This window comes from Pseudomonas sp. GW823-FHT02C02 (assembly GCF_058797635.1).
Genome location: NZ_JBXAJV010000001.1, coordinates 356,759 through 368,741 on the forward strand (window position 1 = coordinate 356,759; position 11,983 = coordinate 368,741).

An 11,983-nucleotide genomic window follows, 5' to 3' on the forward strand; every position below is an offset into this window, starting at 1 on the left:
TCTGTGTCAATTCTTGTCAGGAGTGAAACGCCCGGCGTCATCCAGTTGCATCTGCTTGTGCCAGGTGCGCAACAGGTCGCTGCGTCGCCCCGGATAGCGCTCGCCCTGCTCGTGAGCGGCCGAGATCCGGTCGGTACGAAACGTGCGGTAGGCACTGCGCAATTCGCACCAGGCGACAATGATCCGCACCTCATTGAGAAAACCCAGCGCCAATGGCCAGATCAGCCGCTGACTGGGCACCTGTTGAGCGTCTGCATAATCGATGTTCAGCTTGGATTGATCGCGAATCGCCTGACGAAACACGTTCAACGGCACGGCGTTTTGCGGATACCCATAACCACGCGGGCCCGGCAACACCGTCGGGTTGCGCAAAGCATCCTGAGCTTCAGGCGCCAACACGGCGGCAATCTTCGCCAGGGCATCGGCCGCGGCTTTGCTCAACACCTCGTCGCCACGCTGATCGACGTAACGCAATCCGAGCACGATGGCTTCAGTTTCGTCGGCATTGAGCATCAGAGGCGGCAGGAACAACCCGCTGCGCAACACGTAGCCGACCCCTGCTTCGCCGAAGATGGGTGCGCCCAGCGCGGTCAACTCGGCGATGTCGCGGTACAACGTGCGTTCGGAAATCTGCAATTCCCCGGCGAGCGTCGCGGCCGTGGCCGGACGACTTTTACCCCGCAGTACTTGCAACAACGTGAGTAAACGAGTGGTACGCGACACGATCGGCAGGCTCTTTCCTGAAAAGTCGTCGGAGCTTAGCAGAGGCCGCTGTCAGAAGTTGGCAGGAGCGCCGCCCTGGTGGTCAGCTGTTTTGCCCTGCCTGGAAAAGCGCCTTGACGAGCCATATTACTCGCATCATATTAAATACATGTTGCTAGTCATTTAAATTGCCCCCGGCGTCGTTCCTCAGGAGTTACCTCATGCATTACACAGTCTTCGGCCGCAAAACCGGCTTGCGGGTTTCGGAACTGGCGCTGGGCGCCGGTAACTTCGGCACCGGCTGGGGGCATGGCGCCGAGCGTGACGAAGCCAAGCGCATTTTCGACGGTTACCTGGAAGCCGGCGGCAACTTCATCGACACCGCCAACGGTTATCAGGCCGGCCAGTCGGAAGCCATGCTCAGCGAGTTCATCGCACCGGAACGCGATCACCTGGTTATCGCCACCAAATACACCATGGGTACCACGCCAGCCGCGGGCATTTCCCACACCGGCAACAGCCGCAAGAACATGGTTCGTGCCGTGGAAGAAAGCCTGAAACGGCTCAACACCGATCACATCGACCTGTTCTGGGCGCACATCAGTGACGGCGTGACGCCGATGGAAGAGATCCTGCGCGGCTTCGACGACCTGGTGCGCGCCGGCAAGATTCACTACGCCGGGCTGTCGAATTTCCCGGCCTGGCGCATTGCTCGCGCCGATGTCCTGGCCGAAGTACGCAGTTTCGCGCCGATTGCAGCGATTCAGGCCGAATACAGCCTGGCCGAACGCACCGCCGAACGTGAGTTGCTGCCGATGGCCGAAGCGCTCGGGCTGGCGGCTACGATCTGGTCGCCGCTGGGTGGCGGGTTTCTCACGGGCAAGTACCGCAGCAATGATGACAACAACCGCGCCGCCAAACTCGGCATGCTGGTCCACACCGAGAAAAGCGCCCACGAAACCGCCCTGCTCGACACCTTGCTCGCAGTGGCAGCGGAGCTTGAAGCCACGCCGACTCATGTGGCCATTGCCTGGCTGCGGGAAAAGGCCAAGCGTTCGACGACGGCGCTGATTCCGATTCTGGGTTCGCGCACTCGTGAGCAACTGGATGCAACATTGGGCGCGTTGACGGTGCAATTGAGCCCGGAGCAATTGTCGCGGCTTGATGGGGTCAGCAACGTGCCGAAGGGCGTGCCACATGAAACGATTACCGGTTCGGCGGCGCGGTATACAGGGGCTGAAACCCTTGACCTGCCAATCATTCCGGTGGCATGAAAAAGCTTCGCGGGCAAGCCTCGCTCCTACAGATTTGTGGCGTTCACAGACTTTGTGTTCGCCACAAGAAAGCGTCTTACCGGTCTATTTTGTGCCTGGCCGCATACAGGCACAGCATCTCCATCGCCAATGTCGCCGCCGCCAGTGACGTAATGTCCGCATGGTCGTAGGCCGGCGCGACTTCCACCACGTCCATCCCCACCAGATTGATCCCGCGCAACCCGCCGAGAATTTCCAGCGCCTGCACCGTGCTCAAGCCTCCACACACCGGCGTTCCGGTGCCCGGTGCGAACGCCGGGTCGAGGCAATCGATATCGAACGTCAGGTACACCGGGTTATCCCCCACCCGCGCACGAATCGCCTCGACAATCGCCTCACACCCTTGCCGATGCACCTGCCGCGCATCCAGCACCTGGAAGCCCTGGTGATCATCATTGGTGGTGCGCAAGCCGATCTGCACCGAGCGCGACGGATCCACCAAACCTTCCTTGGCCGCGTGCCAGAACATCGTCCCGTGATCGACGCGCTTGCCCTCTTCGTCCGGCCAGGTGTCGCTGTGCGCGTCGAAGTGAATCAGCGACAGCGAACCATGTTTGCGCGCATGGGCCTTGAGCAGCGGGTAGCTGATGAAGTGATCGCCGCCGAACGTCAACATCGCGCAACCGCCGTTCAGGATCTGCTCGGCGTGGGCCTCGATGCTTTCCGGCACCGAGTGCGGCGAGCCGTAATCGAAGGCGCAATCACCGTAGTCGATCACAGCCAGATGATCGAACGGGTCAAAGGTCCACGGCCAGTGGCGTTCCCAGGCAATCCCGGTCGATGCGGCGCGAATGCCGCGCGGGCCGAAGCGCGCACCGGGACGGTTGCTGGTGGCGGTGTCGAACGGCACACCGCTGACCACCACGTCGACGCCGCGCAAATCACGGCTATAGCGACGACGCATGAAACTGGTGATACCGGCGTAAGTACTTTCGGCGGCAGTACCAAAGAGGCTGTCGCGGGTCAGGGCCTGATCGTTTTGCATCGGGACGTCCATGGGATCTCCTTATTATTTATTGGCGGCTACGGAAAGTGGTCCACAGGCGAGTGCGCGAGCGCATGTCCTTGAGGCTCATGCTGCGGTCGGCGTACAGCCGTTCGCGGGTGTCGGCCAGGGGGTAGATGTCCGGGTCGGTCCGCACGGCTTCGTCCACCAGTGGCGTCGCTGCACGGTTGGCCGTGGCAAAGAACAGCGTGTTGGTCAGCGCCGCGACGGACTCGGGGCGCAACATGAATTCAATGAATGCCCGAGCCGCTTCGGGGTGCGGCGCGTCCTTGGGTATCGCCAGGTTGTCCTGCCAGACCAGCGTGCCTTCCTTCGGAATCCGGTAGGCCACCTCGAACGGTTTGTTGGCCTTGCGCGCCTGGTCGGCGGCCATGCTGGCGTCGCCGTTATAGGTCAAGGCCAGGCACACGCTGCCATTGGCCAGATCGCTGATCTGCCGCCCGGTGGCGACGTACAGCACATTGGGCTGCAACTGATGCAACAACGCCTCGGCGGCGGTCAGATCTGCCTTGTCGGTGCTGTAGGGATCTTTACCGAGATAGTGCAACGCCAGGCCAATCACTTCCTGGGGCGAATCGAGAATCGCAATGCCGCAATCCTTCAGCTTGCCGGCGTATTGCGGTTTGAACAGCAGATCGAGGCTGTTGAGCGGCACACCGGGCAAGCGTTTTTGCACCGCCTCGACGTTCATCCCCAGCCCCAGCGTGCCCCAGGTATACGGCACGCCATAACGATTGCCGGGGTCGACAGCCGCCAGTTTTTCCAGCAGGTCCGGGTCGAGGTTGGCGTAGCCCTTGAGCCCTTCGTGGGGAATCTCCTTCAGCGCACCGGCCGCCAGACCACGGGCCAGCACGCTGGAGGACGGCACCACCACGTCATAACCGCTGCCGCCGGTGAGCAGTTTGGTTTCCAGCACTTCCGAAGAATCGAACGTGTCGTAACGCACATGAATGCCGGTTTCCTTTTCGAAATGCTGCAGGGTTTCAGGCGGCACGTAATCGGCCCAACTGTAGAGGTTGAGGGTTTTTTCCTCTGCCTGGGCCGACGCGGCCATGGCGAGAAAGAGCGCGGGTAAACCCAGTTTGAATACGGGAGCCATGACGAACACCTGACCAGAGGAAGTGGTTGCAGCGTGCGCCCTCGGATACATTGGCGAAATACCAAGTTTGTTAACCTGACTTTATTGCGGAGTAATGTTTGATGCTCGGTCAACTCCACGACCTCGACCTGCAACTGCTGCGCCTGTTTGTCCGCGTGGTGGAATGCGGCGGGTTCAGCGCAGCGCAAGGTGAACTGGGGTTGAGCCAGTCGAGCATCAGCCAGCAAATGGCCAGACTCGAAACCCGGCTCGGCTATCGTTTGTGCAGTCGCGGCAAGGGTGGATTCCGGGTCACGCCCAAGGGCGAACAGTTGCTGAGCGCGACGCGCGGGCTGTTTGAGTCCATCGAAGCGTTCCGTCATCAATCCAACGGTGTGGCGGGTCGGTTGATCGGCGAAGTGCGCCTGGGTTTGTCCGAAGCGCTTGATCAATCGGTGCTGCAAAAAGTCGCCGATGCCATCCGTCGCTTTCGTGAACGGGACGAATCGGTGCGCATCGAGTTGATGAGCGCCATGCCCGGTGAAATGGAACGCCTGTTGCTGCAACAACGGCTGGACCTGGCGATCGGCTATTTCTCCCAAGTGCAAAGCGCGTTTGACTACCGCGAACTGTTTAGCGAAACCCAGCACCTGTACTGCGCCCCGGGTCATCCGTTGTTCACCGACGACGCGCCGGACGATCTGGCGTTGCAGGCGTGCGACCGGGTCGATCATCCCTATCGTTTTCTGCGCAGTGACGAGCCGTTTCAAGGCAAATTATGTTCGGCACGGTCCGAGCAGGTCGAAGGCACCCTCGCCTTCATCCTGTCCGGCAAGCATGTCGGCTATTTGCCGGAACATTTTTCCCGCAGCTGGGAAGACAAAGGTTTGCTGCGCGCCGTGCGCCGGGATGACCTGAGTTTTGATGTGGCGTTTCATCTGGCGCGCCATCGTGCCCAGGTGCCGGGGGATGCGCAGAAAGCCTTTGAAGAAGACCTGCTCGCCGCGTTTGAATGAACACGCACGGACCTGTGGCGAGGGAGCTTGCTCCCGTTCGGCGGCGCAGACGTCGCAAGATCTGCACACAAGGTGTGGTTGAAGGAATGCCGGGGGCCGCTACGCAGCCCAACGGGAGCAAGCTCCCTCGCCACAGCTCCGTGTGTATCGTTTGCCCTCGGTGCCCGCTGCTGGCATCCTGCGCCTCCATTTTTTGACCTGGCCCCTGGCGCTTTCCTCGTGACCTCTTCCGAACACGCAAAACCCCAGCCCCGTTCCGACCTGATCTACGGCCTCAACGACCGCCCACACCTCACCGCCACGGTCTTCGCCGCCTTGCAGCATGTGCTGGCGAGTTTTGTCGGCATCATCACGCCCACCCTGATCATGGGCGGTGCTCTGGGCCTGCAAAGCGAAGTGCCGTACCTGATCAGCATGGCGCTGTTTGTCTCGGGCCTGGGCACCTTTGTTCAGGCGCGTCGGTTCGGCCCGATCGGTTCCGGCCTGTTGTGCCTGCAAGGCACCAGTTTCTCGTTCATCAGCGTGATTCTCAGCGCCGGGTTCATGGTCAAGGCCCGGGGTGGCGGCACCGATGAAATCCTCTCGACGATTTTCGGCGTGTGCTTTTTCGCGGCATTTATCGAAGTGGTGTTGAGCCAGTTCATCGGCAAGCTGCGAATGCTGATCACACCCGTGGTGACCGGCACCATCATTACCCTGATGGGGCTTTCGCTGATCAAGGTCGCGATGACCGACATCGCCGGCGGCTTTGGCGCGGCGGACCTTGGCGCGGCCAGTCATCTGGGGTTGGCGGCGTTGGTGCTCGGCACGATCGTGGTGCTGAACCGGGTCGATGTGCCGTTCCTGCGCCTGGGGGCGATTGTCATTGGCCTGACCCTCGGTTACGTCGTGGCCTGGCTGATGGGCGACGTCAATTTCGCCAGCCTGCCCGACGTGCCGCTGATGAGCGTGCCGGTGCCGTTCAAGTACGGCTTCAATTTTGACTGGGTGGCGTTTGTACCGGTGGCGGTGATTTTCCTGGTGTCGCCGCTGGAAGCCGCCGGTGACCTGACCGCCAACTCGATGATTTCCCGGCAACCGGTCAAGGGTCCGATTTACATCCGCCGGATCAAGTCCGGCCTGCTGGCTGACGGCCTGAACTCGGCCATGGCGGCGGTGTTCAACAGCATGCCGATGGTGACCTTCGCGCAAAACAACGGAGTGATCCAGCTCACCGGCGTGGCCAGCCGTTACGTGGCGTTCTTCATCGCCGGCCTGCTGGTGTTGCTGGGGCTGTTCCCGATGATTGGCGCGGTGCTGCAATTGATGCCCAAACCGGTGCTCGGCGGCGCGGAACTGGTGATGTTCGGCACCGTGGCGGTGGCCGGCATCAAGATCCTCGCCGAGGCCGGTCTGCATCGGCGCAACATGCTGATCGTGGCGATTTCCATCGGCATGGGCCTGGGGGTCGCAGCGGTGCCCGAAGTGCTGCGCGAGCTGCCCAAGGCGCTGCACAACATCTTCGAATCACCGATCACCGTTGGGGCGTTGTGCGCTATCGTGCTGAACATCTTCCTGCCCGAGGAATTCATCGAGCTGGAAGAGGACGATTTCGATCCTGAAGCGTCGATCTTGCAGGTTATGGAAAACCCCGATGTCCCGGCCAAAGGTGAACCCCCAAGGCCTGCGGCAGTCGCACAGTTGAACCGCTAGAAAGCTCGAGGGCTGAGCCCGTGGCGGCTCAGCCCTTTTCTTTATGAGAGTGTCTACATGCGCAGCGTCCACGCCGTCATCCTTTCTCTGCTGTTGCTCTCCATGAGCGCCTGCGCCCTCTTCCCCCATCGCGATCCGTTGAACATCAACGTGGTCGGCATCGAGCCGCTGCAAAGCCAGGATATGGAAGTGCGCTTTGCCGTAAAGATCCGGGTACAGAACCCCAACGAAACGCCGATCGACTACAACGGCGTGGCGCTGGATCTGGAAGTCAATGGCCAGCCACTGGCGTCCGGCGTCAGCGATCAGTCGGGCTCGATTGCACGCTTTTCCGAAACCGTGCTGAGCGTGCCGGTGAGCGTTTCGGCGTTCTCGGTGTTACGCCAGACGTTGGGGCTGAGCCAGACGCAGACACTGAATAATCTTCCCTACGTGTTACGCGGCAAACTGGCGGGCGGCTTGTTTGGAACGGTGCGCTTCGTGGACACCGGGAAGCTGAGCTTGCCGGGGTCGACAGCCGGAACTCGGTCATACCGACAATGAATATCCCCTGTGGGAGCGAGCCTGCTCGCGAAGACGGAGTGTCAGTCAATGCATGTGTTGTCTGACACACCGCCTTCGCGAGCAGGCTCGCTCCCACAGGGGTGATGCTGTTCAACCAGTGACGGCTAAACGGACGCCGGGCCGGGCGCGCGTAGTGACCGATCCCGTCGTAGTCATAACGCGCGCGACTTGATCTTCTAGCGCCAATCCAGATAACGAAACAGTTCCTCCTCCTGATCAAAGTGCAGTCGCACGAGGGTATCCAGACGAATCAACTGATGCTGGATCTCATCAGCAGATGCCGTTGCGGGGTCGGAACTGAAGTCGTTACTCATGCGCGTCAGTAAATGGATAAGGCGAAAAATCTCCCGATGAGCGTGGCTCATAGCCGACATCGGGTCCTCGCCCGGCATGCTTCGCGTCAGCAGCGGGTACAGTATGTTTTCATCTTCGTGTTCATGCTGCGCCAGTGATGTTTGCAGCTTGTTGACCAGTTGCGCCAAGTCGGTCTGTGCTTGCGCCAGTGGGCGCCGGGCGAAGTCATTGGCCAGTTGGTGCAGATCGCTCAGTACGGTGGAGAGTTGCTGGTGTTCATCTTGCAGGCGATCGATATGTTCTGCGGCAAGCTTTCGTTTCCTCAGCACCCACAACGGCCCCAGTGCCCGCAAGGCGTTAAGGATAATCACCACGTCGATACCCTCCTGCACCACGGCGCCAATCAGCGGCGGCAGGTAACCGAGGGCTGCCACCGCCATGGCCAGCAACGACATCCCCATGCCGACCAGAACACCCTGGCGGGCGATGTAGCGGGTGCGTCGGGCAATGTCCAGCGCCTCGACCAGACGATCCAGACGATCCACCAGCAGCACAACACCTGCGGCTTGTGCAGAAGCAGTGGCACCGCTGGCCCCCATGGCTACGCCGACGGTGGCCGCCGCCAGGGCCGGGGCATCGTTGATGCCATCACCGACCATCAGTGTGCTGGTGCGCAGGCAACCTTCCTGTACAGCACGCACTTTATCCTCAGGGGTCAACCCGGCACGCAGCTCGTCAATCCCGGCAGATAGCGCAATCATCTCGGCGGTTTCCAGGCGATCCCCGGTGAGCATGACGATCTTTTCGATGCCCCGATTACGCAGTCGATGCAGAGTCTGTGGCGTTTCGCGCCGAACCTTGTCCGAGAAAACCAGCAGGCCCGCGAGTTGCCCATCCACGTCGATGAAGCTTCCACTGCACGCCAGGTAATCCATGTGGCGCAGCATGGCGGCGACCCAGTCAGTTTCAGGGGCGTCTTTGTGAGCAAAAGACAACGAGCCGAAACGCACCTGCACGCCATCGACTTGCCCACAAAGTCCGGAGCCTGGGCTTTCTTCTACTTCCTGTGGGACGCTCAGAGGCAATTGACGCTGATGCGCCGCCTCAACGATGGCCTGGGAGACAGGGTGCGTCGAGGCCTGCGCCAGCGAAGCGGCCAGGCCAAGCAGGCGCTGCGGATCGACCAGTCCGTTGACCTCTATCGACTGCAGACGGGCATGGCCGCTGGTCAGCGTGCCGGTCTTGTCGAGGAACACCTGCTTGACTCCGGCCAACGCTTCCAGGGTCACGCCGTCCTTGATCAGTATCCCGCGCCGCGCTGCCCTGGAAATCCCCGACATGATGGCAATCGGTACGGCCAGAATCAAAGGGCAAGGTGTGGCCACCACCAGTACCGCCAGCGCTCGCAAAGGATCACCACTCAATTGCCAGGCCAATCCGGCAATCAGCAACGTCAGCGGGATGAAGAACAATGCATAGCGGTCGGCCAGGCGCACGAAAGGTGCGCGTGAACGACGTGCCTCCTCGGCCAGCCGCACTATGCCGGCATAGGTACTCTGCGCGGCCGTTCGCGTGGCGATTATCAGGATGGGCGCACCGACATTGGAAACGCCGCTGGGCAGTTGCTCTCCTTCTCGACGGGTGACGGGCAACGACTCACCGCTGAGCGCCGATTCGTCCAGAATGGCCGCAGGACTTAGCAACCGACCGTCGACCGGTATCACCTCCCCCAGCCGCACCAGCAATGTCTGATTCAGCTGGACCTGCTCAACGGGGATCTCGCGCAAGCCGCCCTCCTCCTGCAGCCAGGCAAAACGTGGCGCCCGGTCGATGAGCGCACGAAGCTCACGGTCGGCGCGTTGCTTGGTGAAAAACTCCAGGGTCCGTCCGGTCGCCAGCATTAAGGCAATCACCGCTGCCACCAGTGTCTGATCAAAGACCAGGGCGGCAGTGATCGACAGCAGCGCGATCAGGTCGACACCGGCCTCGCGCCGGGCCAGGCGCCTGACGATTTCAAGAAGCAGTACCGCAGCCATCACCAGACTTCCGGCGGCCCAGCACCTCGATGCCCAATCAGGTGCTTGCGCAACATACGCAATGCCACCGGCCAGCAGCGTCAGTGCGGTGAGCAGCAACAGAACAGGGTCCAGCCACTTACTGAGCATCGAAGTGAGTTCCTCAAAAGCGATTTGCAGGCCTCGCTGTAAAAACAGCTGTCGCTCATCGAGGTATAGCTTAGGACTCGAATGTCTTTCGTGTCCCCGGCGCGCCGCAATTTCGGCGCTGGACACAATAGAAGTCACGGTTGTGCCCGGACGAACCAGGTGTAAACCTATTTCAGGACTGGACAGTGCAAAAGGCTGAAGCAAGACGTGCATTAACGCTGCGATCACATGTTCTCTTCGACACACGAATCTGATTGTCTGACCGCCAGAATGCTGCCCTGCAACGAATACAGCGCGCGCTCCATAGTGCTGCCGATGAATCGATTAGTACCCACCCGATGCAAGGTGCCCATCACCACGACGTCAGCCTGGTAATCATCGACAAATGCACTGATCACCGACATCGGCAGCCCCATGAAAAAATGCCGGCGCTCTGGAGCAATGCCATAGCGCTCAGCCAGGGTGTTGAAGGCCTGATGAAGGGACGCTCGCAACTCATCCATGAAGGCCACATTCCAGCAGCCGGTGATCAGCGGCGTATCGCCATTGAATGCAGGCGATAAATCATAGGCGTAAAGCAGGTGCAGCGATGCGTCGCATTGCACGGCCAGCGTATGAGCTGCCTGAATAATGGAATCGTTCACATCACGGATTTGTGTGACCGTATCAAACAGGTCCACAGCGGCAACGATCTGATGAGGCAACTCATGATGGACCTGGTTGACCAGGTGCAACGCAACGGGACACCCGCGCAGCAAATGGTAATCCAGAGGTGTGACGAACACCCGTCCAAGTACCGGGTCCACCGTGACATCCTTGATGACCAGGTCGGGCTTGAGCTCTTCTACACATTTCAAGATGTCGAGCAGTGGATCGCAGGTGAAGACAACTTGCACGTTCACCTCCAATCCCTGTGCATTGAGACGCTGAAGCGTCAGGTCCCTCCAGTGGAGATAATGGCGCTGATATCGCTGATCCCCCTCCTCGTCTTTGTTCCCTTCCCACACATGCGCCATGGGCGCGGGTTCGATAAAAGCTCGTACATCCAGCATGGCTCCACTGGCCCTGGCCAGGGCGATGGCACGCAGCAAGGCTGGGGCCTCTTTGAGGTTTGGGTTGGCGATCAGCAGCAAGCGTTGATAGTGGGCCATGACACACTTCCTCTATACACCGGCCCAAAGCGTGGCCATGTTCAAAGACTGCGCTCGTTGCGCCCTATGCCTGTTTGATTTACATCAAATCCAGGCAATTAAGTGCACTGTCACAAGAGATCTGATCCAGATCATATTCAGGCGCAGTCAGCGGAGTAGAAAGAAGTGAATCGCGAGATTTGCCACTGCGCGCCAACCTATGAAGACGGCTGGAGGATCGCATCATGCTCACTGTCAAAGACCATAATGATCGGGCCTCTGAAGCCTATTCCAAAGTCACTGGGAAATACTGGATCGAAGCGCTCAAGGATGGTCGTCACGTGTTGATCCGGCAACTGACGGAAAAAGACCGCGAGCGAGAGTACCGCTTCATCAAACATCTGTGCCCGGAGTCCCGGCACATGCGCTTTCTCATGCAGAGCAACGAACCCGGCAACAAGCAGTGCCTGGCATACATCGCACTGGTCCACGAAAATGGCCAATTGATCGAGATCGGCGTCAGCCGGTATGTCGCCACGGGCGAATACAAGTGTGAATGTACGGTGACAGTCGCCGATCAATGGAAGCGTCTGGGTTTGGGTACGCTATTGCTGGAACATTTGATCACGGCCGCGCGCAAGAATGGTTTTCACCAGATGTATGCGCTCGACGCCTCCAGCAATGCCCCGATGCGCGACCTGGCCAGATCACTGGGCTTCGAGACGCGCGACGATCCCTACGATACCCGTCAGGTGATTCACTGCCTGTACCTGTAAAACAACGGGTCTGTTGAAGCACCTTGATCCGGCGACTCATATAAGCGGCCTATTGACCCGCCAGGCGAGGAATCTGGCCCCCGACACCTTCTCTCAAGCCTTTGCACCCTTTATTGACGAAACTCAATTGTTCATCTGGAGCAAGGCGTAGGAATAATCAAACAGGTGATGAATCGACACAAAAGTTCGCGTTTAACCACAATGTGTCGAGGACCTGCGGATCGATCTCCGGCGGTTGTGCGCAAGC

10 protein-coding genes are annotated in these 11,983 nt (G+C 60.0%); 5 read left to right on the plus strand and 5 right to left on the minus strand.

All coding sequences use genetic code 11. From position 1 onward, the window contains the following. Positions 1-6: 6 nt before the first annotated feature. Positions 7-723, minus strand: a complete 717-nt coding sequence (locus AC1ROI_RS01545; protein WP_010460583.1) for a helix-turn-helix transcriptional regulator — start codon at positions 721-723, stop codon at positions 7-9. A gap of 200 nt (positions 724-923) precedes the next feature. Between AC1ROI_RS01545 and AC1ROI_RS01550 the strand changes: the two genes are divergently transcribed. Beyond that, complete coding sequence (locus AC1ROI_RS01550; protein ID WP_102595626.1) at positions 924-1,976, plus strand: aldo/keto reductase; 1,053 nt, start codon at positions 924-926, stop codon at positions 1,974-1,976. A 76-nt stretch (positions 1,977-2,052) separates the two neighbouring features. Here AC1ROI_RS01550 and speB read toward each other — a convergent pair whose 3' ends face one another. Beyond that, complete coding sequence (gene speB / locus AC1ROI_RS01555; RefSeq protein WP_083376675.1) at positions 2,053-3,012, minus strand: agmatinase; 960 nt, start codon at positions 3,010-3,012, stop codon at positions 2,053-2,055. A gap of 16 nt (positions 3,013-3,028) precedes the next feature. Continuing rightward, on the minus strand, positions 3,029-4,120 hold the full coding sequence (locus AC1ROI_RS01560) for a polyamine ABC transporter substrate-binding protein (RefSeq protein ID WP_083376674.1): 1,092 nt from the start codon (positions 4,118-4,120) through the stop codon (positions 3,029-3,031). A gap of 101 nt (positions 4,121-4,221) precedes the next feature. On the opposite strand from AC1ROI_RS01560, the gene AC1ROI_RS01565 reads away from it, so the two are divergent. The 3 genes from AC1ROI_RS01565 to AC1ROI_RS01575 all read left to right on the plus strand — a co-directional run bounded on the left by AC1ROI_RS01565 (position 4,222) and on the right by AC1ROI_RS01575 (position 7,350). Further along, positions 4,222-5,115: a LysR family transcriptional regulator gene (locus tag AC1ROI_RS01565; protein WP_102595625.1), complete on the plus strand. Its 894-nt coding sequence runs from the start codon at positions 4,222-4,224 to the stop codon at positions 5,113-5,115. Between the two features lie 219 nt (positions 5,116-5,334). Continuing rightward, positions 5,335-6,807: a nucleobase:cation symporter-2 family protein gene (locus tag AC1ROI_RS01570; protein ID WP_083376673.1), complete on the plus strand. Its 1,473-nt coding sequence runs from the start codon at positions 5,335-5,337 to the stop codon at positions 6,805-6,807. 57 nt (positions 6,808-6,864) lie between these two features. After that, positions 6,865-7,350, plus strand: coding sequence for an LEA/WHy family protein (locus AC1ROI_RS01575; RefSeq protein ID WP_102599418.1), 486 nt, complete (start codon positions 6,865-6,867; stop codon positions 7,348-7,350). 197 nt (positions 7,351-7,547) lie between these two features. Here AC1ROI_RS01575 and AC1ROI_RS01580 read toward each other — a convergent pair whose 3' ends face one another. Together AC1ROI_RS01580 and AC1ROI_RS01585 are read right to left on the minus strand one after the other, a co-directional pair. Beyond that, a complete protein-coding gene (locus AC1ROI_RS01580; RefSeq protein WP_102595253.1) occupies positions 7,548-9,830 on the minus strand; it encodes a heavy metal translocating P-type ATPase in 2,283 nt (760 codons plus the stop codon). 224 nt (positions 9,831-10,054) lie between these two features. Then, positions 10,055-10,981 carry a universal stress protein gene (locus tag AC1ROI_RS01585; protein ID WP_102595252.1) on the minus strand — a complete coding sequence of 309 codons (927 nt, stop codon included), beginning with the start codon at positions 10,979-10,981 and terminating at the stop codon, positions 10,055-10,057. A 224-nt stretch (positions 10,982-11,205) separates the two neighbouring features. Between AC1ROI_RS01585 and AC1ROI_RS01590 the strand changes: the two genes are divergently transcribed. Further along, positions 11,206-11,736: a GNAT family N-acetyltransferase gene (locus AC1ROI_RS01590; RefSeq protein WP_083376670.1), complete on the plus strand. Its 531-nt coding sequence runs from the start codon at positions 11,206-11,208 to the stop codon at positions 11,734-11,736. Positions 11,737-11,983: the final 247 nt, after the last annotated feature.

Coding starts and splice junctions, on each gene's coding strand:
- AC1ROI_RS01550 (WP_102595626.1), top strand. CDS start 924: ATGCATTACACAGTCTTCGGCCGCAAAACCGGCTTGCGGGTTTCGGAA.
- speB (WP_083376675.1), bottom strand. CDS start 3,012: ATGGACGTCCCGATGCAAAACGATCAGGCCCTGACCCGCGACAGCCTC.
- AC1ROI_RS01560 (WP_083376674.1), bottom strand. CDS start 4,120: ATGGCTCCCGTATTCAAACTGGGTTTACCCGCGCTCTTTCTCGCCATG.
- AC1ROI_RS01565 (WP_102595625.1), top strand. CDS start 4,222: ATGCTCGGTCAACTCCACGACCTCGACCTGCAACTGCTGCGCCTGTTT.
- AC1ROI_RS01575 (WP_102599418.1), top strand. CDS start 6,865: ATGCGCAGCGTCCACGCCGTCATCCTTTCTCTGCTGTTGCTCTCCATG.
- AC1ROI_RS01580 (WP_102595253.1), bottom strand. CDS start 9,830: ATGCTCAGTAAGTGGCTGGACCCTGTTCTGTTGCTGCTCACCGCACTG.
- AC1ROI_RS01585 (WP_102595252.1), bottom strand. CDS start 10,981: ATGGCCCACTATCAACGCTTGCTGCTGATCGCCAACCCAAACCTCAAA.
- AC1ROI_RS01590 (WP_083376670.1), top strand. CDS start 11,206: ATGCTCACTGTCAAAGACCATAATGATCGGGCCTCTGAAGCCTATTCC.